General features: G+C 72.9%; 23 protein-coding genes and 1 tRNA gene. 12 read left to right on the top strand and 12 right to left on the bottom strand.

What is annotated here, in order from left to right:
- Positions 1-69 precede the first annotated feature (69 nt).
- From OG776_RS32230 to OG776_RS32220, 3 genes are all read right to left on the bottom strand, one after another.
- Positions 70-897, bottom strand: a complete 828-nt coding sequence (locus tag OG776_RS32230; protein WP_148007674.1) for an SCO1664 family protein — start codon at positions 895-897, stop codon at positions 70-72.
- Positions 861-1451 carry a DUF3090 domain-containing protein gene (locus OG776_RS32225; RefSeq protein WP_148007673.1) on the bottom strand — a complete coding sequence of 197 codons (591 nt, stop codon included), beginning with the start codon at positions 1449-1451 and terminating at the stop codon, positions 861-863. The genes OG776_RS32230 and OG776_RS32225 overlap by 37 nt, the downstream gene beginning before the upstream one ends.
- Before the next feature lie 121 nt (positions 1452-1572).
- Positions 1573-2259, bottom strand: coding sequence for a histidine phosphatase family protein (locus OG776_RS32220; protein ID WP_148007672.1), 687 nt, complete (start codon positions 2257-2259; stop codon positions 1573-1575).
- Between the two features lie 100 nt (positions 2260-2359).
- Here OG776_RS32220 and corA point away from each other — a divergent pair, with 100 nt between their 5' ends.
- Complete coding sequence (gene corA / locus OG776_RS32215) at positions 2360-3358, top strand: magnesium/cobalt transporter CorA (RefSeq protein ID WP_187285495.1); 999 nt, start codon at positions 2360-2362, stop codon at positions 3356-3358.
- A gap of 7 nt (positions 3359-3365) precedes the next feature.
- Here corA and OG776_RS32210 read toward each other — a convergent pair whose 3' ends face one another.
- Both OG776_RS32210 and OG776_RS32205 read right to left on the bottom strand, forming a co-directional pair.
- Positions 3366-4154, bottom strand: coding sequence for a ferritin-like domain-containing protein (locus tag OG776_RS32210; RefSeq protein ID WP_148007671.1), 789 nt, complete (start codon positions 4152-4154; stop codon positions 3366-3368).
- 248 nt (positions 4155-4402) lie between these two features.
- Entirely contained in the window at positions 4403-5458 is a 1056-nt protein-coding gene (locus OG776_RS32205; RefSeq protein WP_148007670.1) for an LLM class F420-dependent oxidoreductase, read from the bottom strand.
- Between the two features lie 151 nt (positions 5459-5609).
- Between OG776_RS32205 and OG776_RS32200 the strand changes: the two genes are divergently transcribed.
- Both OG776_RS32200 and OG776_RS32195 read left to right on the top strand, forming a co-directional pair.
- Positions 5610-6593: an aldo/keto reductase gene (locus OG776_RS32200; RefSeq protein WP_148007669.1), complete on the top strand. Its 984-nt coding sequence runs from the start codon at positions 5610-5612 to the stop codon at positions 6591-6593.
- Positions 6590-8980 carry a helix-hairpin-helix domain-containing protein gene (locus tag OG776_RS32195; RefSeq protein ID WP_329322960.1) on the top strand — a complete coding sequence of 797 codons (2391 nt, stop codon included), beginning with the start codon at positions 6590-6592 and terminating at the stop codon, positions 8978-8980. The genes OG776_RS32200 and OG776_RS32195 overlap by 4 nt, the downstream gene beginning before the upstream one ends.
- Positions 8981-9033: 53 nt before the next feature.
- On the opposite strand, the gene OG776_RS32190 is transcribed toward OG776_RS32195, so the two are convergent.
- Positions 9034-9741, bottom strand: a complete 708-nt coding sequence (locus tag OG776_RS32190) for a hypothetical protein (RefSeq protein ID WP_148007667.1) — start codon at positions 9739-9741, stop codon at positions 9034-9036.
- 47 nt (positions 9742-9788) lie between these two features.
- Here OG776_RS32190 and OG776_RS32185 point away from each other — a divergent pair, with 47 nt between their 5' ends.
- On the top strand, positions 9789-9977 hold the full coding sequence (locus OG776_RS32185) for a DUF5703 family protein (protein ID WP_148007666.1): 189 nt from the start codon (positions 9789-9791) through the stop codon (positions 9975-9977).
- A 188-nt stretch (positions 9978-10165) separates the two neighbouring features.
- Here the strand turns inward: OG776_RS32185 and OG776_RS32180 are convergent, their stop codons facing one another.
- From OG776_RS32180 to OG776_RS32170, 3 genes are all read right to left on the bottom strand, one after another.
- Positions 10166-11275, bottom strand: a complete 1110-nt coding sequence (locus OG776_RS32180; RefSeq protein WP_443077388.1) for a chaplin — start codon at positions 11273-11275, stop codon at positions 10166-10168.
- A 165-nt stretch (positions 11276-11440) separates the two neighbouring features.
- Positions 11441-11674 (bottom strand): chaplin ChpH, encoded by a 234-nt coding sequence (chpH, locus tag OG776_RS32175; RefSeq protein WP_148007664.1) that lies wholly within the window; start codon positions 11672-11674, stop codon positions 11441-11443.
- Between the two features lie 144 nt (positions 11675-11818).
- Positions 11819-13144, bottom strand: coding sequence for a M20/M25/M40 family metallo-hydrolase (locus OG776_RS32170; RefSeq protein WP_148007663.1), 1326 nt, complete (start codon positions 13142-13144; stop codon positions 11819-11821).
- Positions 13145-13331: 187 nt separating this feature from the next.
- Between OG776_RS32170 and OG776_RS32165 the strand changes: the two genes are divergently transcribed.
- The 4 genes from OG776_RS32165 to OG776_RS32150 all read left to right on the top strand — a co-directional run bounded on the left by OG776_RS32165 (position 13332) and on the right by OG776_RS32150 (position 19574).
- Positions 13332-13416 (top strand) — tRNA-Leu (locus OG776_RS32165).
- Positions 13417-13721: 305 nt separating this feature from the next.
- A complete protein-coding gene (locus tag OG776_RS32160) occupies positions 13722-17597 on the top strand; it encodes a Pls/PosA family non-ribosomal peptide synthetase (RefSeq protein ID WP_329322958.1) in 3876 nt (1291 codons plus the stop codon).
- Between the two features lie 74 nt (positions 17598-17671).
- The gene (locus OG776_RS32155) at positions 17672-19051 is read left to right on the top strand and encodes a M1 family metallopeptidase (RefSeq protein WP_329322957.1); all 1380 of its coding nucleotides are present in this window, start codon (positions 17672-17674) and stop codon (positions 19049-19051) included.
- 148 nt (positions 19052-19199) lie between these two features.
- Positions 19200-19574, top strand: coding sequence for a YchJ family protein (locus OG776_RS32150; protein WP_390722576.1), 375 nt, complete (start codon positions 19200-19202; stop codon positions 19572-19574).
- 19 nt (positions 19575-19593) lie between these two features.
- On the opposite strand, the gene OG776_RS32145 is transcribed toward OG776_RS32150, so the two are convergent.
- A complete protein-coding gene (locus OG776_RS32145) occupies positions 19594-20295 on the bottom strand; it encodes a FadR/GntR family transcriptional regulator (protein ID WP_148007659.1) in 702 nt (233 codons plus the stop codon).
- Positions 20296-20426: 131 nt separating this feature from the next.
- On the opposite strand from OG776_RS32145, the gene OG776_RS32140 reads away from it, so the two are divergent.
- From OG776_RS32140 to OG776_RS32125, 4 genes are all read left to right on the top strand, one after another.
- The gene (locus OG776_RS32140) at positions 20427-20945 is read left to right on the top strand and encodes a gluconokinase (RefSeq protein ID WP_329322956.1); all 519 of its coding nucleotides are present in this window, start codon (positions 20427-20429) and stop codon (positions 20943-20945) included.
- A gap of 93 nt (positions 20946-21038) precedes the next feature.
- Entirely contained in the window at positions 21039-22436 is a 1398-nt protein-coding gene (locus OG776_RS32135; protein ID WP_329322955.1) for a GntT/GntP/DsdX family permease, read from the top strand.
- Positions 22437-22446: 10 nt separating this feature from the next.
- Positions 22447-23205: an SDR family oxidoreductase gene (locus tag OG776_RS32130; protein ID WP_148007657.1), complete on the top strand. Its 759-nt coding sequence runs from the start codon at positions 22447-22449 to the stop codon at positions 23203-23205.
- A 52-nt stretch (positions 23206-23257) separates the two neighbouring features.
- A complete protein-coding gene (locus tag OG776_RS32125) occupies positions 23258-24304 on the top strand; it encodes an L-idonate 5-dehydrogenase (protein ID WP_329322954.1) in 1047 nt (348 codons plus the stop codon).
- A gap of 120 nt (positions 24305-24424) precedes the next feature.
- On the opposite strand, the gene OG776_RS32120 is transcribed toward OG776_RS32125, so the two are convergent.
- Together OG776_RS32120 and OG776_RS32115 are read right to left on the bottom strand one after the other, a co-directional pair.
- Positions 24425-25072: a cytochrome b/b6 domain-containing protein gene (locus OG776_RS32120; protein ID WP_329322953.1), complete on the bottom strand. Its 648-nt coding sequence runs from the start codon at positions 25070-25072 to the stop codon at positions 24425-24427.
- The gene (locus tag OG776_RS32115) at positions 25056-25733 is read right to left on the bottom strand and encodes a molybdopterin-dependent oxidoreductase (RefSeq protein ID WP_329323788.1); all 678 of its coding nucleotides are present in this window, start codon (positions 25731-25733) and stop codon (positions 25056-25058) included. The genes OG776_RS32120 and OG776_RS32115 overlap by 17 nt, the downstream gene beginning before the upstream one ends.
- Between the last annotated feature and the right edge of the window lie 268 nt (positions 25734-26001).

The raw sequence follows: 26001 nt of genomic DNA, 5'->3' as shown, positions 1-26001 counted from the left end.
GCGGCCCCGGACCGCGGCGGCGCCGGTCGCGGCGGCCTCACGCCCCCGGCCGGTGCGGGACCGGACCGCTCAGACCGGCGGCCAGGGGATCGCCGGCCACTCCCCGCTCGGCTCGGGATGCTTCCCCGAGGAGAGCATCGCCCCGACGCGGGCGCGCGTGGCGTCGATCTCGGCGGTCGTGATGAGTTCGGCCAGCCGGGTGGCGAGCGGGGCGCCGGGCGCCAGGCCCTCCCGCAGCGAGGCGAGGACGTCGACCGCCTCCGGGGTCAGCGGTTCCCCGGCCCAGCCCCACAGCAGCGTGCGCAGCTTGTTGTCCGCGTTGAAGGTGACCCCGTGGTCGATGCCGTACAGCCGGCCCTCTCCGGTGGGCAGCAGATGGCCGCCCTTGCGGTCGGCGTTGTTGATCACGGCGTCGAGGACGGCGAGCCGGCGCAGCCGGGTGTCGTCGGCGTGCACCAGCAGTGCCGTGCGGCCCTCGCCCACCTCGGCGAGACCGATGGCCTTCCAGCCCTCGGCCGGCTCCTCGTCGTCCACCAGGGCGAGCAGGCCCGTGCCGTCGTCCTCGGGGGACGCCTCGACCCACAGCTGGCACATGCCCTGGCCGTAGGGTCCGTCGCGCAGCACGGTGGTCGGCACCAGCCCCCACCCGGTCGCCTCGGAGACCTCGTACGCGGCGACCTCGCGCTGCGCCAGCGTGCCGTCCGGGAAGTCCCACAGGGGGCGCTCTCCGGCGACCGGCTTGTAGACGCAGAACGCGTCGCGGCCCTCGTACGAGACGGAGCAGTACAGCACCGCGTTCGAGGCCTCACGGATCTGTCCGCGCACCTTCAGCTCGCCCTGGGCGAGCAGCTCGGCCGTGGTCACGCTCCGCGGCGGTATCCGTTCTGTCGCGGACATACGTGTCCTTCCGGGTCGAGCGGGAGGCTGCACAGCGGGCAGGGCGGCCGGCCCGCGTTGACGACGTCGAGGGCGCGCTTGGCGAAGGCCCTGGCCTGCGCGCCGGTGAGCCGGACGCGGAGCATCGGCGGGCCGTTCTCCTCGTCCTGGAGCAGTCGCTCCTCGGCCTCGGCGAGGTCCTCGTCGGAGTCCGCGTCGAGTTCCACCAGGGCCTGCGCCTCGACGATCATGCGCTGCTCGTCACCGTCCCAGGCCAGCGCCATGGTGCCGACCCGGAACTCCTCCTCGACGGGCGTGTCGAGAGGGGCGGTGTCGGACACCTCGGCCGAGGCCACGGCCGGGACCGGGGCGATGCCGCCGGTGCGCCGCACGACCTCGTCGAGCAGCTCGTCCATGCGTTCGGCGAGTGCGGCGACCTGGGTCTTCTCCAGCGCCACGCTGGTCACCCGGGGGCCCGACGAGGCCTGCAGGAAGAAGGTACGGCGCCCGGGCAACCCGACCGTACCGGCCACGAAACGGTCCGGGGGGTCGTAGAGGAACACCTGACGGGACACGTCCTGTCTCCATTGGATTCGGCATGCGGACCGGTTGACTGTGTCGGCCCGCATCGGTTGCTGACGGCTTGCTGACAACTGATGCGCTGCTTCGACCGCTTCACCCTACTGCGGCCGACGATCACGGTGCGCCCGCACCGCCCCCGACCGGGGCGTCGCCGCTCGGGGGTTCCTCGCGCGGCGCCAGGGAGGCGAGGTCGCCGGTGTCTCCGAGACGGACGAGGAAGGGACGCAGTCGTGTGTAGCGGATCGCGGTGATGGAACAGGGTTCCACGGAGATCCGCTGGAAGAGATCCAGGTGAAGTCCGAGTGCGTCGGCGACGAGGGACTTGATGATGTCGCCGTGCGAACACATGAGGTAGACGGCGTCGCTGCCGTGGTCGCGCTCGACGCGGGCGTTCCACTCGCGGACCGCCTCGGCGGCGCGGGTCTGCATGGCCCGCATCGACTCGCCGCCGGGGAAGGCGGCCGCGGACGGGTGGGCCTGGACGACCTCCATGAGCGGTTCGTCCTTGAGCTCGGCGAGCTTGCGGCCCGACCAGTCGCCGTAGTGCGCTTCGCCGATCCGGTCGTCGGTGTGCGCGCGCAGCTCGGGCCGGGCGTCGAGCAGCGGCTGCAGGGTCTCCTGGCAGCGCTGCAGGGGGCTGGTGACGACTTCGGAGAGCGGCAGCGCGGCGAGCCGTCCCGGCAGCGCCGCGGCCTGCTGGGCCCCGCGCTCGTCGAGGGCGACGCCGGGGGTCCAGCCGGCGAGCAGACCCGCGGTGTTGGCGGTCGAGCGTCCGTGCCGGACGAGGATCAGGGTGGGCATGCGAACCAGCGTAAACGGGTGACGCCCGGACCCGGTGTGCCCTGTGGACAGCCGGGTCCCTGAGGTGCGCGCCGGCCGGGGCGGCGGGAGAATACGCTCCGTGATCGTCGACTGGGCCATCTACCGTGCCGGGCGCCGGACCGAAGGGCCCGAGGACCTCTCGGACGCCCTGGACACGGCACGCGCGGAGGGCGACGCGTTCGTCTGGATCGGTCTGAACGAGCCGACGGAACAGGAGTTCGACCTCGTCAGCAGTGAGTTCGGGCTGCATCCGCTGGCGGTGGAGGACGCGCTGAAGGCGCACCAGCGGCCCAAACTGGAGATCTACGACGACTCGCTGTTCATGGTCCTGAAGCCGGTCTGCTACGAGCCGGAGAGTGATGTCGTCACCGCCGGTGAGGTCATGGTCTTCCTCGGGGACGCCTTCGTGGTGACCGTCCGTCACGGCGACAGCTCACCGCTCGCGGCCGTCCGGCGCCGCCTGGAGGCGGACCCCGAGTCGCTGCGGCGCGGCCCGACGACGGTGCTCTACGCGATCGCGGACGCGACGGTGGACCACTACCTGGACGTGGCGACCGAGCTGGGCGCGGACCTGGAGGAGCTGGAGGCGGAGGTCTTCTCCCCCTCGGTCGGGGGCTCGCGGAACACCGCGTCGAGGATCTACGGTTTCAAGCGGCAGGTCATGGAGTTCCGCCGGGCGACGGGTCCGCTGACCGTTCCCCTGACCCGGCTCGCCGGGACCGGCGCGACCGGCACCGCGGTGCCGTTCGTGAACGCCGCGGCGCACCCCTTCTTCCGGGACGTCAACGACCATCTGGCCCGGGTGAACGAGTCGGTGGAGGGGCTGGACCGGCTGGTGTCGGACATCCTGTCGGCCCATCTCGCGCAGATGAGCGTGCGGCAGAACGACGACATGCGGAAGATCTCGGCGTGGGCGGCGATGGCCGCGGTCCCCACGCTGATCGCGGGGGTCTACGGCATGAACTTCGACCACATGCCGGAGCTGCACTGGCTGTGGTCGTACCCGGCGGTGGTACTGGGGATGATCATGCTGGAGATCCTGCTGTACCGGCTCTTCAAGCGGCGGGGCTGGCTGTAGCGAGAGGTCAGGCGAACTCGTGGGCCGTCGTCGGAGGTCCGCCCAGCGCGTCGCGCCGTTCGGGCATCCTCAGGGAGACCATGCGCCGCCAGCCGCCCGCCCGCTCGTAGGCGTAGACGGCGTGGATGCCCGCGGTGAGCGTGGCCGCCTTGGCCCGCGGCCAGCCGAGGATACGCCCCATGTGGGCCGTCACCGCGAGACTGACGTCGCGGTAGACGCGGATCTCGGCGAGTGCGCAGGCCCGCAGGGTCCCCTGGATGGCGCGGCCGTGCCCGGCGAAGGCGAAGCGCAGCAGCTCCTCGTGGCAGTAGGCGAGGTGGCCGTCCTCGTCGTCGGAGATCATCCGGACGGCACGGCCCAGCTCGGGATGGTCCGCGAAGTGCCTGCGCAACAGGTCCATCTGCTCGGAGGCCCGCTGTTCGGTGACCCTGCTGTGGGCGAGATAGGTGACGATGTCCCGCACGCCGAGCGGCCGCTCGCCCCGGAGCTTCTCGTGGGCGAGACCGATGCCCCGGCGTTCGAGGAGCATCGTGTAGTCCGTGTCCGCCGGGACGGCGACCGGGGCGAGTCCCCGCTTCCGCATCAGGGCGTTGAAGATCCGCCCGTGCTTGTCCTCGTCGGCGCCGTGCCGGGCGATCTTCGGCGCGAGGGCGCGCTCGTCCGGGGGGACGAGCGCGGCGATGCGTCCGTTCTCCCAGCCGCCCTGTGACTCCCCGCTGGCCGCGATGGAGCAGAAGAGCCGGAACGACTCGTCGTTGTCGAGGATCTCCTGGAACAGACTCTTGGCCGAAAGCATGACTCGCACCTCTCCGCAGGTTCCGCAGAAAACGAGTCAAATGGGATGCCGGGGGCCCGGCAACCGATGTGTCGGACAAATCCGCCGAACGAAGGAGGGAGACGGAGGCCGGAGCGCGTAACCGAGCGGGCCTCCGCGCGTTGTTCACGGTGACGGCCGTGGCGGGGAAGACCCCCCGAGCCCCCACCACGGCCGCAGAACTCTTCTGCCGCGCTTCGTCGAGGACGACGCGAAGCGATCCGTCGGCGTTACGCCAGACCGGCGCGCTCCAGGGCGTCGGAGCCGGCGCGGAGCGAGGCGATGCGGTCCTCCAGCGTGAAGCCCGCGGGCGCCAGGGTGAGCGTCGTGACGCCGGCCGCCGCGTAGGCCTGCATGCGGTCCGCGATGCGGTCGACGGTGCCGAGCAGCGTGGTCTGGTCGATCAGCGTGTGCGGGACGGCGGCGGCGGCGCCCTCCTTGTCGCCGGACAGGTACTTGTCCTGGATCTCGGCGGCCTCCTTCTCGTACCCCATGCGCTGGGCGAGCTGGTTGTAGAAGTTCTGCTTGCGGCTGCCCATCCCGCCGACGTACAGCGCGGTGTAGGGGCGGAACATGTCGGCGAGCGCGGTCACGTCCTTGTCGGCGCCGACGGCGAGCGGCAGCGTCGGGCAGACGTCGAAGCCCTCCATCGTCAGCCCGGCCTTCTCCCGGCCCGCGCGCAGGTACGTGATCGCGGTGGCCTCCAGGTGCTCGGCCGAGGGGAAGATCAGCAGCGCGCCGTCGGCGATCTCACCGGTCTGCTCCAGGTTCTTCGGACCGATCGCGGCGACGTAGAGCGGGATGTGCTCGCGCTCGGGGTGGACGGTCAGCTTGATCGGCTTGCCCGGGCCGCCCGGCAGCGGCAGCGTCCAGTGCTCGCCCTCGTAGGAGAGCCGCTCGCGGGTCATCGCCTTCCGTACGATCTCCACGTACTCGCGGGTCCGGGCCAGCGGCTTGTCGAACTTGACGCCGTACCAGCCCTCCGAGACCTGCGGACCGGACACACCGAGGCCGAGGCGGAAACGGCCGCCGGAGAGCGAGTCGAGGGTGGCGGCGGTCATCGCGGTCATGGCGGGCTGGCGGGCCGGGATCTGGAAGATCGCCGAGCCGACGTCGATGCGCTCGGTCTGCGCGGCGACCCAGCTGAGCACGGTCGCCGCGTCGGAGCCGTAGGCCTCGGCGGCCCAGCAGACGGCGTATCCGAGCCGGTCGGCCTCCTGGGCGACGGCCAGATTGTCCGCGTCCATTCCGGCACCCCAGTAGCCGAGGTTGATCCCGAGCTGCATGACCGATCCCCTTACCCATCAGTAACGTCCCTTGTGCCGGAGACCCTAGCGCGCGGACGGGCATCCTGGCAGGAACGGGTTCCGGCTCTGATCATCCGGGTTGTCCACAGGGCCACCACGAGGTGAGTTCTGGCCAGTAATCTCGGCGTCCATGGAGCAGAGGCATCTCGGCCGTACCGGCCTTCGCGTGTCCCGGATCGGACTCGGCACCCTCACCTGGGGGCGGGACACCGACGAGCATGACGCCGCGGAGCTGTTGAAGGTGTTCTGGGAAGCGGGCGGGAACCTCGTCGACACCGCGGACGTGTACGGCGACGGGGAGGCCGAGTACGTGCTCGGACAGCTCATAGAAGGGCTGGTCCCGCGCCGGGACCTGGTCATCTCCACCAAGGCAGGCAGCGTGCCCGACCCGGACCGCCGGTTCGACGGCTCGCGGGGGCACCTCCTGTCGGCACTCGACGCCTCGCTCCAGCGTCTGGGCACCGACTACGTGGACCTGTGGCACGTGCACGCCTTCGACGCGGGCACCCCCCTGGACGAGACCCTCCAGGCGCTCGACCTCGCGGTCAGCAGCGGACGCGCCCGGTACGCGGGGGTGTCGAACTTCTGCGGCTGGCAGCTCGCCAAGGCCGCCACCTGGCAGCTCGCCGCGCCCGGCACCCGGACCAGGCTGGCGAGCACGCAGATGGAGTACTCCCTGCTGCAGCGCGGCGTCGAGCGGGAGGTCCTGCCCGCCGCCCTCGACCTGGGCGTCGGACTGCTGCCCTCCTCGCCGCTCGGCCGGGGCGTGCTCACCGGGAAGTACCGGGACGGCACGCCGTCCGACTCCCGGGGCGGCTCGGAACACCTCGCCCCCTTCGTCGCGCCGTACCTGGACGACACGGCGAGCAGCATCGTGGACGCGGTGGCGACCGCGGCGGACGGCCTCGCCGTCACGCCGCTGCAGGTCGCGCTCGCCTGGATCCGCGACCGCCCGGGGGTCGCCGCCCCGATCGTCGGCGCGCGCAACGCGCAGCAGCTCATGGGCGCGCTGTCAGTGGAGGCCCTTAGTCTTCCTGACGAGATCTGCCGGGCGCTCGACGACGTGTCGGCACCGGTGCACCACTATCCCGATCACGACTGGAGCACGCTGTGAGCACGGAGCCCGAGACCACGGAGGAAGCGGAGCCGAAGGCCCCGGGCGCCACGGCGGAGGACCGCACCCCCGGGGCCGCCGCCGCGGCCTCCCCGGCCGTCGGCGCCGACAGCGGGCCGGACGGCGACGGGGACAGCGGCCGGGACACCGGCGAGGACACGGACGCAGCCGCCGAGGGCGGAGCGGCGAGTGCCGGGGAGCCGACCGGGACGGCCGCGGACGGGGCCGACGGCGAAGCGGCCGGCGCCGAGGGGACCGGGAGCGAGGCGGCCGCCCAGCGCTCCGAGGCCGAGGCCGAGCTGGCCGCCCAGCGGCTGGAGCGGGAGCGGATCGAGCGGCGGAAGGCGGAGAAGCGGGGCCCGATCGCCGCCGGTGCCGGGCTCAGCGGCACCGCCGCCGATCTGCTGGCGGCGGTACGGGCCGTGGAGAGCGGCGAGAAGCCCGTGGCCCCCGTCCTCCGCCGGCCCGAGCCCGCCCCGCGCGCGGCCGCTCCGGAGCCCGCCCGCCGCCCGCAGCAGATGTCCGCACCGGCCGCGCCCGCGCCGGCTCCCGCCCCGCGGACCGTCGAAGCCGTCCGGGCCGTCCTGACCGGCGCCGGCGCCCCGGACGGGCTCGCGCCGCAGGTCGTCGCCGCCCTGGGCGAGGGCGCGGACGGGCAACTGCGCGAGGACCCCTGGCAGTTGCTCCGGGTCACCGGGGTGCGGCCCGAGCAGGCCGACGGGTTCGCCCGGGCGCTGCTCGGAACGGAATGCGGTCCGGACGACGAACGGCGCGGCCGCGCGCTCACGGTGTGGCTCCTCGAACAGGCGGCGCTCGCCGGGCACACCGCCCTGGACGCCCCGGCGCTCACCGCCGCGCTCACCCAGCGTGCGGTCCCGGACCCGGACGCGGCCGTGCAGAGCACCCTCGCGGAGGGCGAGGCGCTGGTCTTCCAGGACGCGCTGGAGACGGCGGCCCCCGTGGCGGCCCCCGCGCGCGACGACGCCGGGGACGACGCCGGCGAGGGCGAGGAGCGCCCCGTGCGCGTCCTCGTGGGCCTGGAGCGGTACGCGCTGGCCGAGGAGAGCCTCGCCGACGGGCTGGCCCGGGTGATGAACTCCGCGCCGAAGGACGACGGTTCCGGGGCCGACTGGGAGCGGGCCGCCGACTCGGCCGGCCGCTCGGCCGCCGAGCTGATCCGCACGGTCGCGGGCCACGGCCTGGTCCTGCACACCGGCGGGGACGCCTCCCGCGCGGAGGCGGCGGCCCTGCTGCGGGCCGCGCGGGGTCTCGGCCTGCGCGCCTGGGCGGCCCGGCACACCACCGGCGGCGCCGACGTCCACGCCTTCGGGACGGCCCCGCGGGGCCTGCCGGGCGGACCGGAGGACGCCGCGGACGGTGAGCACGGGGAGCACGCGGAGCGCGGCGAGTACGGGGAGCGCGGTGCGGACTCCTTCGTCGTCACCGTCGCGGATCTGCTGTCGGGCGTGCGGGGCCCGGGCCGGGACGCGGACGGCGCCCTGGACCTCGACCTCCTCGTCGTCCTCGACGCGCCGCAGCTCGACGTGGAGACGGGGGCCGCGCTCGCCGAGTCGTTGCCGGACGGCGCACGGCTGGTGCTGAGCGGTGACCCGGGGGTGCTGTGGTCGGCGGGTCCGGGCAGGGTCTTCGCCGACCTGCTGGCCGCGCGCGTGTGCCCGCAGGTCGCCTCGCGGACGCCGGACCCGGGACCCCTCGGCGAGCTGGTCTCCGGCATCGGGATCGGCGAGCTGAACCAGGTCGAGGCACCCGGCAAGGAGGTCGTGATCGTGCCGGTGCGCGACGCCGGTGAGGCGGTGCACCGCACCGTGCAGCTGGTCGCGGACTCGGTGCCGCGCGCGATCGGCATCCCTGCCGAGCAGACGCAGGTGATCACTCCGGGGCACGGCGGCGCGGTGGGCACGCGCGCGCTCAACACCGCGCTCAAGGAGCGGCTGAACCCGGGCCCCGGCCGGTTCGGGGGCTTCGACCCCGGCGACCGGATCGCGTACTCCCCCGCGCCGGGCCGGACGATGCCGGGCCATGTGGTGCGGGCCGACGCGGAGGGGCTGCACCTGGACTGCTCGGGCGCCCCCGTCGTCGTACCGAAGGAGCGGGTGGAGCAGTCCGTCCGGCCCGGGTGGGCGCTCACGGCGCACCAGGCGGTCGGCCTGCGCTGGCCCGCCGTGGTCGTGGTGCTCCCGGGGGACGCCGCGGCGGCTCTGACCAGACCGTGGGTCTACACCGCCTTCGGCCGCGCCGAACGCCATCTGTCGGTGGTCCACGGGGTGGAACAGGCACTGCAGCGGGCGGTCGCCGAGGTCCCGCAGAAGCCGCGCACCACACGTCTGCCGGCGCTGCTCAGGGCCCAGGTCCCGACAGCGGGCTGAGAAAGGGAAGGGCGGTCACCGGGCTCCGGTGACCGCCCCTCCTCGTGCCGGGATCAGCGATCGGCGTCCAGGGGTTCCAGGTCCGCGTCGTCGTCCAGCTCGGAGTCGGTGTCGAGGTCGTCGTCCAGTTCCTCGTCGTCCGACTCGTCGTCGAAGACAGCGCTCACGTCGAAGCGGCAGACGACGCGCTGCGGGTCGATCGCCTCGAAGGGGCTCTCCAGCCACTCGCCGGGGTCGGCCGGTTCGTCCGCGGCCGTGACCCAGAGCGTCGAGTCGCCCTCCTCCAGCCCGAACTCCTTGTGCCGGGAGGCGATCTCGTCCGGTTCGAACTCGCCGAACAGCACTCCGAGCGCCCCGTGGACCGTGCCGGACGCCGCGTCGAAGCCCGCGGCCGCGGTGGCGCCGTCCTCCTCCACCGCCTCGACCCGCTGGGCCTGTGCGAGCAGTCGCTGGGGCTCCGCCACCGCGTAGTCCCGGCGGATCAGGACACTGAGGGCGTTCGGCTCCTCGGGGCCCGTGTACGGCGGCAGCGTGTCGTCGCCGGCCGGGATCTCGAAGGGGGTCACCTCGTCGTACCGGTCGTAGAGCAGCTCGTCGTACTCCTCGGCCGCGGCGGCCAGCTCGTTGAACGCCTCGTAGACGGCCGGGTCGTCATCGCCCGACCTGCGCTCGACCGCGGCCAGGTGACGGTCGAGAGCGGTCTTGACCGCCTCTGCGGCGGCGCGTACCTCGGCAGCGGTGGGCTGCACAGCATCAGACATAGTGCAGACGCTATCCGTACACGGCCTCTGCCCGCACAATAGATGCGATGCCGGAATACGAATTTGTCGAGGTGTACGTGCCGCGCGGGGTTTCCCGCAAGGAGGCCACACGGCTGCTGACCGACCACGCGGAGTACGGACACTGGGAGTTGGACCGCCTCAGCCTGCATCGCGACGGCAGCCGCAGGGTGCGGTTGCGCCGGCGGATCATCCGCCAGGTGCGCGCCACGTGGTGAGCGGAAGCGGCTGAGGCGGAGCGGGCCCGGCCCGTGCGGGGCCCGCTCCGTCCGCCGACGCCACCGGGGGACACGGGTGGCGTCGCGATGGCGCCTGCGCGGGTACGCGCGGCCTGCCGCGTCCGTCCCTGTCCCCCGGGGTCCCCCGGTGCCGTCTCCCGGGGCGTCCGCCCCGCCCGTCATGACGGTCAGGCGTTCGCGCGCGCCCGCCGGTACAGCACCGCGCCCGCCAGGAGCGCGCCCGCGCCCACCGGGATCACCGCGCCGAGCGGCAGCTCACTGCCGGTGTGGGCGAGCTGGGCGGCACCGTGCGGCTGCGAGACGGACTGCGTTCCCCGGTGGATCGGGTACGCGGTGGACGGCGTACCGGGGTTCCCGGGCTGACCCGGAGTGCCGGGCTGACCCGGAGTGCCGGGCTGACCCGGGGTGCCGGGGGTACCGGGCTGACCCGGGGTGCCGGGCTGACCCGGAGTACCGGGAGTGCCCGGGGTTCCGGGCTGGCCCGGATTCCCCGGGTGGCCGGGGTGTCCCGGGTGCCCAGGGTGACCGGGCTCGCCCGGGTACCCAGGGTGACCGGGAGGACAAGGCTCACCGGGGTGTCCCGGGTGACCGGGCTGGCCGGGGTGTCCGGGGTGACCCGGGTATCCAGGGTGACCGGGCTGACCCGGGTGTCCGGGATGTCCGGGGTGACCCGGCTGGCCCGGGTGTCCGGGGTGACCCGGCTGGCCCGGGTGCCCGGGGTGACCCGGCTGGCCCGGGTGCCCGGGGTGACCCGGCTGGCCCGGGTGTCCGGGGTGACCCGGCTGGCCCGGGTGTCCGGGGTGACCCGGCTGGCCCGGGTGTCCGGGGTGACCCGGAGGGTTCGTCTGGTGGCCACCGCCACCGTTCCCGCACGCGTTGCCCAGTGCCCCGTTGCCGAGTCCGATCACGTTCACGCTGTTGCCGCAGAGGTTGACCGGGACGTCGACCGGCACCTGGACATGGTTGCCGGAGCCGACCCCGGGAGAGCCCACGGCGTGCCCTCCGGCGTGCGCACCGCCGGCGCGACCGCCCCCGTGACTCCCTGAGGACGACCCTCCGCCGCCCTGGTTGACGCATGTGTTGCCCATCGCCGGGTTCAGCAACCCGACGACGTTCACGGTGTTTCCGCACGCGTTGACCGGCACGTGCACCGGCGCCTGCACCGTGTTGCCCGACAGCACACCGGGCGAGTGGGACGTGAAACCGTTCGCTCCCGAGTCGGCGTGCGCGTAGCCCCCGGTCGCGGCGATCACGCCGGTCGCGGCCGCCACGGTCATCAGGCCCTTGCGGGTGACCTGTCGCATAGCTGTATTCCCTGCCTTAGCCATCGGCTTGGACGATCCGGAAAGCGCGCGCACCTCACCGGCGCGTGCGCGGAAGCCGGTCGGCCCCTCGTGGAGCCGGGCTCGTCTGGAGCCGGCCTCAGGGGGTGGGGCACAACGTCAGTGGTTGATGCAGGTGTTGCCGAAGGCGGGGTTCAGCAGCCCGATCACGGAGACCGTGTTGCCGCAGACGTTCACCGGGACGTGAACGGGCACCTGGATGACATTGCCGGAAACGACGCCCGGGGAGTGCACGGCGGCACCCTGAGCACCCGAGTCGGCGACAGCCAGGCCCGCACCCGCGAGAACCAGACCACCAGTGGCAGCCGCAGCGGCGACGACCTTCTTGATCATTATTCCTCCTTGTTGGCAATGCGATCCCAGCTTCGGATCGCATCACCTGTAACGAGGAAGGAGTAATGGAGCTACGAGCTTATGGTCGGATTCACTCGTGCCGGGCGACCTCCGTACGCACGGTCGATTGCGGGCGTCAACACGTCAGGACGCCTCGATGAACCGGTCGAGCACGCGGACACCGAACTGCAGCGCGTCCACCGGCACCCGCTCGTCGACCCCGTGGAACATGCCCGCGAAGTCCAGCTCGGGCGGCAGCTTCAGCGGGGCGAAGCCGAAGCAGCGGATCCCGAGGTCGGCGAAGGACTTCGCGTCCGTGCCGGCGGAGAGCATGTACGGGACGGCGCGGGCGATCGGGTCCTCGGCCGACAGCGCGGTCTGCATGGCGTCGACCAGTGCCCCGTCGAAGGTGGTCTCCAGTGCCTTGTCGGCGTGCACGTCCTCGCGCCGGACCCGCGGGCCGAGGATCCGGTCCAGATCCGCGAGGAACTCCTCCTCGTGGCCCGGCAGATAGCGCCCGTCGACATGGGCGGTCGCCTGCCCCGGGATCACGTTGACCTTGTAACCGGCTCCCAGCTGGGTCGGGTTGGCGGTGTTCTGCAGGGAGGCGCCGATGAGCTTGGCGATGCCGCCGAGCCTGGCCAGCGTCTCGTCCATGTTCTCCGGGTCGAGCTCGGTGCCGAGCGCGTCGCCGAGCTCGTCCAGGAAGTGCCGCAGGGTCTTGGTCACCCGCACCGGGAACTTGTGCCGGCCCAGCCTGCCGACGGCCTCGGACAGCTCGGTGATGGCGTTGTCCCGGTGGATCATCGAACCGTGCCCGGCGGTGCCGTCCACGGTCAGTTTCATCCAGTGCATGCCCTTCTGCGCGGTCTCGACGAGATACAGCCGCAGCTTCTCGTTGACCGTGAAGGAGAACCCGCCGACCTCGCCGATCGCCTCCGTGACCCCCTCGAAGAGGTCCGGGTGCTTGTCGACCAGGTGCCGGGCGCCCCAGGTGCCGCCGGCCTCCTCGTCCGCCAGGAACGCGAGCACGATGTCGCGGGGGGGTTTGCGGCCGGTGCGCAGCCGGTCCCGTACGACCGCGAGGGTCATCGCGTCCATGTCCTTCATGTCGACCGCGCCGCGGCCCCAGACCATGCCGTCCGCGATCTCCCCGGAGAAGGGGTGGTGGGTCCAGTCCGCCGCGTTGGCCGGAACGACGTCCGTGTGCCCGTGGATGAGCAGCGCGGGGCGCGAGGGGTCCTCGCCCTCGATGCGGGCGACCGTCGAGGCACGGCCCTGGTGGGACTCGAAGATCTGCGGTTCGAGCCCGACCTCCGCGAGCTTCTCGGCAACGTACTCCGCCGCCTTGCGCTCACCCGGCCCGGAGTGGTCGCCGTAGTTGCTGGTGTCGATCCGGATCAGCTCGCGACAGAGGTCCACGACCTCGTCCTCGCCGGAGACGCCCCTGGTCGTGTTCGACTCGCTCACGCTGTTTCCTCCCACTGTCACCGCTGGTGGTCCTCCCTCATCCTCTCCCCCACCCCCCGCCCGACCCAAGGCCGGACCCGGCCCGTCACGCGCCGTTCACGCGGCGACGGGGCGTGATCGGAGGCCCTCGAAAGCCTGGTAATGTTTCCTCTGTCGCCGCGAGGGAAACCCGCGCGACAGACACCTTGTCCGGGTGGCGGAATGGCAGACGCGCTAGCTTGAGGTGCTAGTGCCCTTTATCGGGCGTGGGGGTTCAAGTCCCCCCTCGGACACACAGTGATGAGCGAGGGCCGCGACCGTCAGGTCGCGGCCCTCGCTCATTGTGTCCACGGTGTCACGGACGGATGTGGGGCAGATCTCGTCAGCCTGACATACCCCCACGTCAGCGCCTCCCCCACACAGCGGAATGATCGGTTCCGATGCCTCGCGCGGCCCCCTCACATGGCTGATGACCAGGCACGGGGCTAGCGTCGTACTAAAATTCCACGCTTGTTTGGTGCTGGACCGGAATATCCCCAGGCATACCTGCGGGCCCCCCAGCTCCCCGGACACTCCGGGAACAACTCGTGAGGACCTGATGGCAGCCCTCGAGCAAGGCCCCGCTTTCGCACTGTTCGACGAGGAGGTGCGCGCGGAGTTCGGCGACCCGGCGCGCTTCTCCGCCTCCGCCGCCGCCTCTCCCCGCACCCTGGTCGACATCCTCGACGCGTCCGTCCGCGCCCACCCCGACGAGCCCGCCCTGGACGACGGGCACCGCAGCCTCACCTACCGTGCCCTGTCGGTCGAGGTCGAGTCCCTGCGCACCCGGCTGAGCGACGCCGGGGTGGGTCTCGGCGACCGCGTCGGCGTCCGCGTCCCGTCGGGCACCAACGATCTGTACGTCGCCGTCCTCGCCGTGCTGGCGGCCGGCGCGGCCTATGTGCCGGTGGACGCCGAGGACCCCGACGAGCGGGCCGAGCTGGTCTTCGGGGAGGCCGGGGTGCGGGCCGTCGTGGGCGCCGGCCACCGGCTGACCGCCAACGGCGTCTCCGAGGTTCCCGCCGCCCGGCCAGGAGTGGACCATGACGCGTGGATCATCTTCACCTCCGGCTCCACCGGCAGGCCCAAGGGCGTCGCGGTCACCCACCGCAGCGCCGCCGCCTTCGTCGACGCCGAGGCGGACCTCTTCCTCACCGATGACCCCATCGGGCCCGGCGACCGGGTCATGGCCGGCCTCTCCGTCGCCTTCGACGCCTCCTGCGAGGAGATGTGGCTGGCCTGGCGGTACGGCGCCTGCCTGGTGCCGGTGCCGCGCTCCCAGGTCCGCAGCGGCGCCGACCTGGGACCCTGGCTGGTCGAGCAGGAGATCACCGTGGTCTCCACCGTGCCCACCCTGGCCGCTCTCTGGGAGCCGGAGACCCTCAACGAGGTCCGGCTGCTGATCTTCGGCGGCGAGGCCTGTCCGCCCGAGCTGGTGCAGCGGCTGGTGACCGAGGGCCGCGAGGTGTGGAACACCTACGGCCCCACCGAGGCCACCGTCGTCGCCTGCGCCTCCCTGATGACCGGCGAGGAGCCCATCCGTATCGGCCTGCCCCTCAACGGCTGGGAGCTCGCCGTCGTCGACGAGGCCGGCGAACCGGTCGCCATGGGCGACAGCGGCCAGCTGGTGATCGGCGGGGTCGGTCTCGCCCGCTATCTCGACGCCGAGAAGGACGCGGAGAAGTACGCGCCGCTGGAGTCGCTCGGCTGGCAGCGCGCCTACCGGAGCGGTGACCTGGTCAAGGCCGAGCCCGAGGGGCTGGTCTTCCTCGGGCGCGCCGACGAGCAGATCAAGCTGGGCGGCCGCCGGATCGAGCTCGGTGAGGTGGACGCGGCCCTGCAGGCGCTGCCCGGCGTCGCCGGGGCCGCGGCCGCGGTCCGCACCGCGCGCGGCGGGAACCAGCTCCTCGTCGGCTATGTCGTCACCCAGGACGGCTGGGACCACGCGAGCGCCGTCGAGAAGCTGCGTGCCGCGCTGCCGGCCGCCCTCGTCCCGCTGCTCGCCCCCGTCGGGGACCTGCCGACCCGGACCTCCGGCAAGGTCGACCGGGCCGCGCTGCCCTGGCCGCTGGAGAGCCTGGAGACCGGCGGGGCGAAGGAGCAGCTCTACGGCACCGAGGCCTGGCTCGCCGAGCAGTGGAGCGAGGTCCTCGGCATCCCCGTGAACAGCGCCTCCGACGACTTCTTCGCCATCGGCGGCAACAGCCTCGCCGCCGCGCAGCTCACCACCCGGCTGCGCGCCCGCCACCCCAGCGCCGCGGTGCTCGACATCTACCAGCAGCCCGTGCTGCGCAAGCTGGCCCGGCATCTGGAGAAGTCCGCGCAGGACGACGCCGCCGAACGCGTCGTCGCGCCCGTTCCGCCGCGCGCCAAGATCGTCCAACTGCTCGTGCTCGTCCCGCTCTTCACCCTGCTCGGGCTGCGCTGGACCGTGGCGCTGGCCGCGCTCGGGAACGTGCTGCACTGGTTCGGCCCCTACCCCTGGGCGCCGGACACCTCGTGGTGGCTCGTCGGCGCCGGGGCGCTCGTCCTCTTCAGCCCGCCCGGACGGCTCGCGATCGCGGCGGGCGGGGCCCGGCTGCTGATGCGCGGTGTCAAGGCCGGACGTCATCCCCGGGGCGGCAGCGTGCACCTGCGGCTGTGGACGGCCGAGCGGCTGGCCGAGTTCAGCGGAGCGACCGCGCTGACCGGTTCCTGGCTGGAGCGGTACGCCCGCGCCCTGGGTGCCAAGATCGGCACGGATGTGGACCTGCACTCGCTGCCGCCCGTGACCGGCCTGCTCAAGCTGGGCCGGGGCGCCGCCGTCGAGTCCGAGGTGGACCTGTCGGGGTACTGGCTGGACGGTGACCGTCTGGAGATCGGCCCGGTGAAGGTGGGCGCGCACGCCGTCGTCGGCACGCGCAGCATGCTCTTCCCGGGTGCCCGGGTCGGCAAGCGGGCCGAGGTCGCGCCCGGCTCGGCCGTCGCCGGGCAGATCCCCACCGGGCAGCGCTGGGCCGGAGCGCCCGCCGTCAAACTCGGCAAGGCCAAGCGCGCCTGGCCCAAGGAGCGCCCGCGCCGGGGCACGTACTGGCGCGCCATGTACGGCGCGACGGGCTTCGCGCTGACCGCGCTGCCCTTTCTCGGCGGACTGGCCGCGCTCCTCGTGGCGAGCCGGTTCGTCACGCCGGACGCGGGCCTGGCCGAGGCCCTGCGGGGCGCCGCGGTGGCGCTGGTGCCGGCCACGCTCGCCTTCGGGCTCACCTACGCGCTGCTGATCCTGGTCGGCGTGCGGCTGCTCAGCCTCGGGCTGCGCGAGGGCACGTACCCGACGCACAGCAGGATCGGCTGGCAGTCCTGGACGGTCACGCAGTTGATGGACCGGTCCCGGGAGACGCTGTTCCCGCTGTACGCCGGGCTGATCACCCCGGTGTGGCTGCGGCTGCTCGGGATGAGGATCGGCCGGGGCGCCGAGGTCTCCACCGTGCTCGCCCTGCCGAGCCTGACCACCGTCGGTGAGGGCGCCTTCCTCGCGGACGACACCCTCACCGCGCCGTACGAGCTCGGCGGCGGCTGGATGCGCATCGGGCGGGCCGAGATCGGGCGCCGCGCGTTCCTCGGCAACTCCGGGATGACCGCGCCCGGCCGCAGCGTGCCCGACGGCGGTCTGGTCGGCGTGCTCTCCGCGACGCCCAAGAAGGCCAAGAAGGGCAGCTCCTACCTGGGGCTGCCGCCGGTGAAGCTGCCGCGTGCCACGCAGGACGGTGACCAGAGCCGCACCTACGAGCCGCCCGCGCGGCTGCTGTGGGCGCGCGGTCTGGTGGAACTGTGCCGGATCGTGCCGGTCTTCTGCTCGGCCGCGCTCGCCCTGCTCACCGGCGCCGCGCTCTGCGCGCTGGGCGCCTGGGCCTGGGCACTGTGCGGAGTGGTGCTGCTCGCGGCGGGGGTCGCCGCCGCGGTGCTGTCCATCGTCGCGAAGTGGCTGCTGGTGGGCCGGCACCGGGCGGGCGAGCACCCGCTGTGGAGCGGGTTCGTGTGGCGCAACGAGCTGGCCGACACGTTCGTCGAGGTGGTGGCCGTGCCATGGCTGGCGGGTTCCGTACCCGGTACGCCGCTGATGACGGCGTGGCTGCGCGCCCTGGGCGCCCGGATCGGCAAGGGCACCTGGATCGAGAGCTACTGGCTGCCCGAGACGGATCTGGTCACCCTGGGGGACGCCGCCACGGTCAACCGCGGCTGTGTGCTGCAGACCCACCTCTTCCACGACCGGATCTTGCGGACGGATAATGTGGTCCTCCGTGAGGGCGCCACCCTGGGCCCGGGCGGAATCGTCCTTCCCGGCAGCACAGTCGGGGCGCGCAGCACAATGGGACCCGCGTCGCTCGTCATGGCGGCGGAATCCGTTCCCGACGACACCCGCTGGCTGGGCAACCCGATCGAGGCATGGCGTTCCTAGGCGCGGCCCGTACGGCGTCCGGGGACGGTGCACCGGCACGTCGTACGAGCACAGCGCAGGGAGCAGACGCAGCAGTGACCGTTCAGCAGACAGTGGGATCGGACCCGTACTTCCCGGCCAACGGTGATCCCCGCTACCGGGTGCATCGGTACGAGCTCGCGCTGGACTACCGTCCCGGCCCGAACCGGCTCTCCGGCACCGCGCGGATCAACGCGATAGCGGGCCGGGCGGCGCTCGCGGAGTTCCAGCTGAACCTGGCCGACTTCCGGATCGGCCGGATCCGGGTCGACGGCAAGGCGCCGCACTACACCCACCGGGGCGGCAAGCTGCGGGTCCGCCCCGCCAAGCCGATCCGGGCCGGGGCCGCCTTCACCGTGGAGGTGCACTGGGCGGGCAACCCCAAGCCGGTGAACAGCCCCTGGGGCGGGCTCGGCTGGGAGGAGCTGGAGGACGGGGCCCTGGTGGCCAGCCAGCCGGTGGGAGCGCCGTCCTGGTATCCGTGCAACGACCGCCCGGCCGACAAGGCCTCGTACCAGATCTCGGTCACGACGCCGTCGGCGTACGTGGTGGTGGCGGGCGGCAGGCTGCTGACCCGCACGACGAAGGCGTCGACGACCACCTGGGTGTACGAGCAGGCGGCGCCGACGTCGAGTTACCTGGTCGGGCTGTCGATCGGGAAGTACCAGACGGTGCTGCTGGGCGACCCGGGGCTCGGGGGTGTGCCGCAGTCCGGGTACCTGCCCGCGGACCTGCTCCCCGCGTTCTCCCGGGACTTCGCGCGGCAGCCGGCGATGATGGAGCTGTTCGAGGAGCTCTTCGGGCCCTATCCGTTCGGTGAGTACGCCGTGGTGGTGACCGAGGAGGAGCTCGACGTCCCGGTCGAGGCGCAGGGGCTGTCGCTGTTCGGCGCCAACCATGTGGACGGGGCACGGGGTTCGGAGCGGCTGGTCGCGCACGAGCTGGCGCACCAGTGGTTCGGCAACAGTGTCTCCATCGCGGACTGGCGGCACATCTGGCTGAACGAGGGGTTCGCGAAGTACGCGGAGTGGCTGTGGTCGGAGCGGTCGGGCGGCCGTACGACGCAGCAGCTCGCCGCCGTGGCGCACCGGAAGCTGTCCGGGCGGCCGCAGGACCTGGTGCTGTCCGACCCGGGGCGCAAGCTGATGTTCGACGACCGGCTGTACGAGCGCGGCGGGCTCACGCTGCACGCCGTGCGGTGCGCGCTGGGCGACGCGGCCTTCTTCCGCATGCTGCGCGGGTGGGCCGCGCTGCACCGCGGGGGCGCCGTCAGCACGTCGGCGTTCCTCGCGCACGCCGCGCGGTACGCGGTGGAGCCGCTGGACGACCTCTTCGCCGCGTGGCTGCACACGGCGAAGCTGCCGCCCCTGCCGGTCCTGACGGCATCGCTCCCGGCCCGGCCCACGTACCCGCCGACGGACGCGGGCTCCGCGTAGCGGCTGCCGCCGGCCCGAGGCGTCCCCGCCGCACGCGACCCGATCGGCCGCCCCTCCGCGCCCCGGACGACACCCCCGAACGCCCGACGGCGGACCGCTCCCGCCGGCCCCGCCGGGAGCGGCCGCGGGGTGGAGGAGAATGGCCGGCATGACCAGTCGTAGCTGCCCCTGCGGGCTGTCCGAGCCGTATGCGGCGTGCTGCGGGCGCTTCCACCGCGGCGAGGCCGCCGCGCCGACCGCGGAGGCACTGATGCGCTCGCGGTACAGCGCCTTCGTCCAGCGCGACGAGGGGTATCTGCTGCGGACCTGGCACCCGCGGACGCGCCCGCCCCGGGTGGAGTTCGACCCCGGCACGCGGTGGACGGGGCTGGAGATCCTCGGCACCGGTCAGGGATCGGCGTTCCACTCCACGGGGACCGTGACGTTCCGCGCGTCCTACCGGGGCGGCTCGCTGCACGAGCGGAGCCGCTTCGAGCGGGTCGACGGTGCCTGGGTGTACGTGGACGGCGACTTCGCCGAGTAGCCGCCGCGCCGCACGGTCGTCACGGCGCCAGGATGTCGAGTTCCTGGAGGGCGCCGACCGTGATCTCACGGGTGAGTTTCTCGGCGCGGACCGCGTCGCCCTCGCGGACCGCCTCCGCGACCTGGACGTGCAGGGTGACGGCGGCCGGGTCCGGGTCCTCGAACATGATCTCGTGGTGGGTCCGGCCCGCCAGCACCTCGGCCACGACGTCGCCGAGGCGGGCGAACATCTCGTTGCCGGACGCGGTGAGGATCACCCGGTGGAAGGCGATGTCGTGGACGAGGTACGCCTCCAGCTGGTGGCCCCGTGAGGTCGCGACCATGCCGAGGGCGCACTCCGTGAGTTCGGCGCACTGCCCGGCGGTGGCGTGCCGGGCGGCCAGCCCCGCCGCGACGGGTTCGAGGGCCGAGCGCAGCACGGTGAGCGAGCGCAGCTGGTGGGGGCGGTCGGCACCGGCCAGCCGCCACCGGATGACCTGCGGATCGTAGACGTTCCACTCGGCCTTGGGACGGACGGTCACGCCCACCCGGCGCCGGGACTCCACCAGGTGCATGGACTCCAGCACCCTGACCGCCTCGCGCATCACGGACCGCGACACCTCGAAGCGCTGGGCCAGTTCGTCCGTGATCAGCACGCTCCCCGGCGGGTACTCGCCCGCCGTGATGGCCGGTCCGAGGGTGTCCAGTACCCGTCCGTGCAGCCCCCGGCCCCGTGTGCTCATGGGGTTCAGGGTACGAGGGCGAGCCCGCGATCAAAAAGTCAGACTTATATGTCACAGACTCTTGAATTAGTCCTACCTAATAGGTTTCAGTGTCGTCGACATCAGATGTCGACGAAGACGGTGAGGCAGCGATGAGCACCCCCCATGTCGTCGTGGTCATGGGCGTCGCGGGAACCGGCAAGACCACCATCGGTCCCCTCCTCGCGGCCCGGCTCGGCGTTCCGTACGCCGAGGGCGACGACTTCCACCCCCAGGCCAACATCGACAAGATGACGGCGGGGACCCCCCTGACCGACGAGGACCGGTGGCCGTGGCTGGACGCCATCGGCCACTGGGCGCACCAGCGCGCCGGACTCGGCGGGGTCGTCAGCAGCTCGGCACTCAAGCGGAGCTACCGCGACCGCCTGCGGGCCGCGGCACCCGGGGTCGTCTTCGTGCATCTGACCGGTGACCGCGCGCTCATCGAGGACCGGATGTCGCACCGCCAGGGGCACTTCATGCCGACGGCGCTGCTGGACTCGCAGTTCGCCACCCTCCAGCCGCTGGAGGCCGACGAGGCGGGCGTCCCCGTGGACGTCTCCGGCGGTCCCGAGGAGATCGCCGACCGGGCCGCGGCCGCGCTCCGGACCCTGCCCGAGCCCCCGCGGTAGCTCCGGCTCCGCACCTCCCCGTCCCCGAATCCCCAGTCCCCGTATCCCCCCTCCCCCACTCCCCGAAGACCTTTCTCACAGCAAGGGATCACCGTGACCAGACTCAGCGTCGAGACACTGGCAGCGGACGCCGTCGACCCGATCACCTCCGCGGGCCACGCCCAGCTGGGTGTCGCCGTACTGGCCGGCATCGCCGTCATCGTCCTGCTGATCACCCAGTTCAAGCTGCACGCCTTTCTGGCCCTGACCATCGGCTCGCTCGCGCTCGGCGCGGTCGCCGGGGCGCCGCTCGACAAGGTGATCGTCAGCTTCACCACCGGCCTCGGCTCCACCGTCGCCGGGGTGGGCGTCCTCATCGCCCTGGGCGCGATACTCGGCAAGCTGCTCGCCGACTCCGGCGGCGCCGACCAGATCGTCGACACGATCCTGGCCAAGGCGGGCGGGCGTGCCATGCCGTGGGCGATGGTGCTGATCGCCTCCGTGATCGGGCTGCCGCTCTTCTTCGAGGTCGGCATCGTGCTGCTGATCCCGGTCGTCCTGATGGTCGCCAAGCGCGGCAACTACTCCCTGATGCGCATCGGTATCCCGGCGCTGGCCGGCCTGTCCGTGATGCACGGTCTGATCCCGCCGCACCCCGGCCCGCTGGTCGCGATCGACGCGGTCAAGGCCAACCTCGGTGTCACGCTCGCGCTCGGCGTGCTGGTCGCCATCCCGACGGTGATCATCGCGGGCCCGCTCTTCTCCCGGTACGCGGCCCGCTGGGTCGACGTGCCCGCCCCCGACCGCATGATCCCCGCGCGCGCCTCCGAGGAGCTGGAGAAGCGTCCCGGTTTCGGCGCCACCCTCGCCACCATGCTGCTGCCGGTCGTCCTGATGCTGTCCAAGGCGCTGGTCGACATCGTCGTGGACGACCCGACGCACCAGGTGCAGCGCGTCTTCGACGTCGTCGGATCGCCGCTGATCGCGCTGCTCGCGGCCGTCCTCGTGGGCATGTTCACGCTGGGCCGCGCGGCCGGATTCACCCGGGACCGCCTCTCCACCACGGTGGAGAAGTCCCTCGCGCCGATCGCGGGCATCCTGCTGATCGTGGGCGCGGGCGGCGGCTTCAAGCAGACGCTGATCGACTGCGGTGTGGGCCAGATGATCCTGGACATCTCCAAGGACTGGTCGATCCCCGCGCTGCTGCTCGCCTGGCTGATCGCGGTGGCCATCCGGCTCGCGACCGGTTCGGCGACCGTCGCCACCATCTCGGCGGCCGGTCTGGTCGCCCCGCTGGCCGCCGGCATGTCGACCGCGCACACCTCGCTCCTGGTCCTCGCCATCGGCGCGGGCTCGCTCTTCTTCAGCCATGTCAACGACGCCGGATTCTGGCTGGTGAAGGAGTACTTCGGACTGAGCGTCGGCCAGACGGTCAAGACCTGGTCGGTCATGGAGACGATCATCTCCGTGGTGGCCGGCGGTCTGGTCCTCCTGCTGTCCCTCGTGATCTAGGGGTACGGGCATGGGTCACCCCCTGTTCGACATCAGCGGCCGGACGGCCCTGGTCACCGGCTCCAGCCGGGGCATCGGACTCGCGCTCGCCCGCGGGCTCCTGGAGGCGGGCTGCACGGTCGTCCTCAACGGGCGCGACGCCGACCGCCTGGACCGGGCCGCCGCCGGACTGCCCGGCGACGTGCGCACCGCGGTGTTCGACGTCACCGACGGCCCGTCGGTGGCCGCCGGTATCGCGGACGTCGAACAGCGGGTGGGCCCGCTCGACATCCTGGTCAACAACGCGGGGATGCAACTGCGGGCCCCGCTGCTGGAGTTCACGGACGCGGACTGGCACCGCATCCTGGACACCAACCTCACGAGCGCGTTCCTGGTCGGCCGGGAGACCGCGCGCCGGATGACCGGACGCGGCCACGGCAAGATCATCAACATCTGTTCGCTGCAGAGCGAGGTCGCGCGTGCGGGCATCGCGCCCTACGCCGCCACCAAGGGCGCGCTGAAGATGCTCACCAAGGGCATGTGCGCGGACTGGGGGCCGCACGGGGTACAGGTGAACGGACTGGGTCCCGGGTACATCGAGACCGAGCTGACCCGGCCCCTCGTCGAGGACGAGGAGTTCAGCGACTGGGTGCGGCGGCGCACCCCGGCCGGGCGGTGGGGCCGTACCGAGGACCTGGTCGGCGGGGTGCTCTTCCTCGCCTCGCCGGCGGCGGACTTCGTCGGCGGACAGGTGCTGTACGTCGACGGCGGCATGACGAGTGTGCTCTGAGCGGCCCGTGCGGGACTCCGGCTCGGGGACGCGTCGGGGAAGGGACACGACGATGCTCGGTTGTGTGATCCACGGACAGGACGATCTGCGGGTCGAGGAACTGCCCGCGCCGTCCGCCGGCCCCGGGCAGGCGCTGGTCGCCGTCCGCTACGGCGGGATCTGCGGGTCCGATCTGCACTACTGGCGGCACGGCGGCGTGGGCGACTTCCGGCTCCGGGAGCCGATGGTCCTGGGCCATGAGGTCGTCGGGACGGTGGTCGGGTACGGCGCCGGGGCCTTCGGCCCGGTCCCGGGTACGGCCGTCGCCGTGCACCCGGCGACCGCGTGCGGGACATGCCCCGAGTGCGCCGACGGGCGGGCGAACGTGTGCCGGGACACCCGCTACCTGGGCAGCGCGGCGCGTACGCCGCACGTCCAGGGCGGGTTCTCGGCGCTGCTCGCGGTACCCGCCGGGCAGCTGCGCCCGCTGCCCGCGGGGCTGGCCCCCCGCCGCGCCGCGCTCGCCGAACCCCTGTCGGTCGCCCTCCACGCGGTGCGCCGGGCCGGGCAGGTGCGGGGCCGGCATGTGCTGGTGACCGGGGCCGGGCCGATCGGCTGCCTGGTGGTGGCCGCCGCGAGGGCCGCGGGCGCGGCGCGGGTGACCGTCACGGATCCGCTGCCGCGGGCACTGGAGTACGCGTCCCTGGCCGGGGCCGACACCCTCGTCCGGGCCGACGACCCGGACGACCCGGGGTGGCCCGCGTGGACCGACGTGGCCGTCGAGGCGTCCGGGGCGGCCGCGGGACTGGACACCTGTCTGCGGCTCGTGCGGCGCGGCGGGGTCGTGGTCCAGCTCGGCATGCTGCCGCCCGGAACCAGCCCGTTCGCCGGGAATCTGCTGGTGAGTCGCGAGATCGAGCTGCGGGGCGCGTTCCGTTTCGACGCGGAGTTCGACGAGGCGCTGGCCCTGCTCGCCGCCGAGCCCCGCTTCGACACGCTGATCAGCGCGGTCGTGCCGCCGGCGGAGGCCGAGGAGGCGTTCGCCCTGGCGGCGGACCGCACCCGCTCGTGCAAGGTGCTGCTGGACTTCGGGGAACCCGGCCGGGGCGAGAAGCCGTAGCGGACGGGTCCCCGCCGACGCCGCGCCCACGGGGATCGCCCCCGTACGGACGGCACCTCCGCGGGCCGAACGCGGTCCGTGGACCCGGACCAGGCCGTGGACCCGGTCCGGGCCGTGGGGCTAGGCCTTGTTATCGGGGCGCCACAGCGGGTGTTCCCGCTCCGCCCAGTGCCGGCTCACCGTGCCGGTGCGCATCCCCCGCCTGGCCTCCGGATCGCCGAGGGCCATCCCGACGTGGCCCCCGAGGACGATGCCGATCGTCAGGGCCAGCCAGTCGTGGACGAATGTCGCCGACGTCCGCCACATCAACGGGGTGAGGTGCGTGAACCACATGAGCAGCCCGGTGGCGAGCATGACCAGACTCGCGCCCGCGATCCAGGCCGCGTACGTCTTCTGGCCTGCGTTGAACTTGGCCGCGGGCCGCGAGGAGGGCGACCGGTCCCGCCGCAGTGCCGCGCGCATCCACCGGCGGTCGTGCGGGCCCCAGCGGTTCAGCCTGCCCAGGTCCGCCCGGAAGGCCCGGGAGGCCAGACCCGCCAGGACCGGCAGCGGGAGCAGCAGACCCGCGAACTCGTGGACCCTGACGACGAGTTCACGGCGTCCCACCAGCTCGGCGAAGAACGGGAGATACAGGCAGGCCGCCGTCGCCACGCACACGCCCATCAGCAGGGCCGTCACGCGGTGCACCCAGCGCTCGGCCCGGGTGAAGCGGCGTACGTACGCGGAGGGCGCCGAGAGGGCCGGGGCGTCGTCAACTCGTGGGTGCATCGTCGCGTCCGTTCGAACGGCCGACCCACGCGTCCACGTCGTAGCCCCGGTCCTCCCAGTACCCGGGGCGCACGTGGTCCGTGACGGTGATGCCGGAGAGCCACTTGGCGGACTTGTAGAAGTACATGGGAGCGACGTAGAGGCGGACCGGCCCGCCGTGGTTGTGGCCGAGGTCCTTGTCCTGCATCCGGTGGGCCACCAGGACGTCGGAGCGCCGGGCCTGGCTCAGCGTGAGGCTCTCCGTGTACGCGCCGTCGAAGCAGGTGAACCGGATCGCGCGGGCCGTGGGGCGCACGCCCGCCGCGTCGAGGAGCTGGGAGAGGCGTACTCCTTCGAAGGGTGTGCCGGGGACCCGCCAGCCGGTGACGCACTGCACGTCGTGCACGAGCCGGGTCTGCGGCAGCGCCTTGAGGTCGGCCAGGGTGTAACTGCGGGGACGGTCGACCAGGCCGTCGATCGTGAGGCGGTAGTCCGCGGCGCCCTTGTGCGGGACGGAGGAGGTCACGGAGTAGTAGCGGAAGCCGCCGCCGTTGGGGAGCAGGCCGGTCAGGCCGGTGGGGTCGCCGGCGAAGAGCGACTCCAGGCCCCGCTGGAGCGGGGGCGCGGCCAGCACGCCGAGCGCACCGAGTCCGAGGGTGCCGAGCAGGAGCCGGCGCCCGATGGGCGTGCCGGGCTCGTCGGGGCGTTCCGGTTCCCGTGCCGCGGGGCGCTCCGGCGAGCGTGCCGACGGGGCCTCGGAGGTACGTCCCCGCTGCCGTTCCGGCCCCGGTTCCCGGGAATGTTCAGGGTTCACACACCCATACGAGCACTCGCGACCCCCTTCAGGCCAGCGGCGGAGGGTGTCCGTCAGAATTCCGTCATCACTTTCTCAGTTTTCTCAGACTCCGGCGGAGCGTCCGGTGCGCCGCGGGCCTGCCCGGCCCGCGGCG

Origin of the sequence: Streptomyces sp. NBC_01689 (genome assembly GCF_036250675.1) — a bacterium.
GTDB lineage: Bacteria > Actinomycetota > Actinomycetes > Streptomycetales > Streptomycetaceae > Streptomyces.
Note: the sequence above shows the minus strand (reverse complement) of the source record. Positions and strands in the feature narration are given on the sequence as shown.

Coding starts and splice junctions, on each gene's coding strand:
- OG776_RS32230 (WP_148007674.1), bottom strand. CDS start 897: ATGTCCGCGACAGAACGGATACCGCCGCGGAGCGTGACCACGGCCGAG.
- OG776_RS32220 (WP_148007672.1), bottom strand. CDS start 2,259: ATGCCCACCCTGATCCTCGTCCGGCACGGACGCTCGACCGCCAACACC.
- OG776_RS32210 (WP_148007671.1), bottom strand. CDS start 4,154: ATGCTTTCGGCCAAGAGTCTGTTCCAGGAGATCCTCGACAACGACGAG.
- OG776_RS32205 (WP_148007670.1), bottom strand. CDS start 5,458: ATGCAGCTCGGGATCAACCTCGGCTACTGGGGTGCCGGAATGGACGCG.
- OG776_RS32200 (WP_148007669.1), top strand. CDS start 5,610: ATGGAGCAGAGGCATCTCGGCCGTACCGGCCTTCGCGTGTCCCGGATC.
- OG776_RS32190 (WP_148007667.1), bottom strand. CDS start 9,741: ATGTCTGATGCTGTGCAGCCCACCGCTGCCGAGGTACGCGCCGCCGCA.
- OG776_RS32185 (WP_148007666.1), top strand. CDS start 9,789: ATGCCGGAATACGAATTTGTCGAGGTGTACGTGCCGCGCGGGGTTTCC.
- OG776_RS32180 (WP_443077388.1), bottom strand. CDS start 11,275: ATGACCGTGGCGGCCGCGACCGGCGTGATCGCCGCGACCGGGGGCTAC.
- chpH (WP_148007664.1), bottom strand. CDS start 11,674: ATGATCAAGAAGGTCGTCGCCGCTGCGGCTGCCACTGGTGGTCTGGTT.
- OG776_RS32160 (WP_329322958.1), top strand. CDS start 13,722: ATGGCAGCCCTCGAGCAAGGCCCCGCTTTCGCACTGTTCGACGAGGAG.
- OG776_RS32150 (WP_390722576.1), top strand. CDS start 19,200: ATGACCAGTCGTAGCTGCCCCTGCGGGCTGTCCGAGCCGTATGCGGCG.
- OG776_RS32145 (WP_148007659.1), bottom strand. CDS start 20,295: ATGAGCACACGGGGCCGGGGGCTGCACGGACGGGTACTGGACACCCTC.
- OG776_RS32140 (WP_329322956.1), top strand. CDS start 20,427: ATGAGCACCCCCCATGTCGTCGTGGTCATGGGCGTCGCGGGAACCGGC.
- OG776_RS32130 (WP_148007657.1), top strand. CDS start 22,447: ATGGGTCACCCCCTGTTCGACATCAGCGGCCGGACGGCCCTGGTCACC.
- OG776_RS32125 (WP_329322954.1), top strand. CDS start 23,258: ATGCTCGGTTGTGTGATCCACGGACAGGACGATCTGCGGGTCGAGGAA.
- OG776_RS32120 (WP_329322953.1), bottom strand. CDS start 25,072: ATGCACCCACGAGTTGACGACGCCCCGGCCCTCTCGGCGCCCTCCGCG.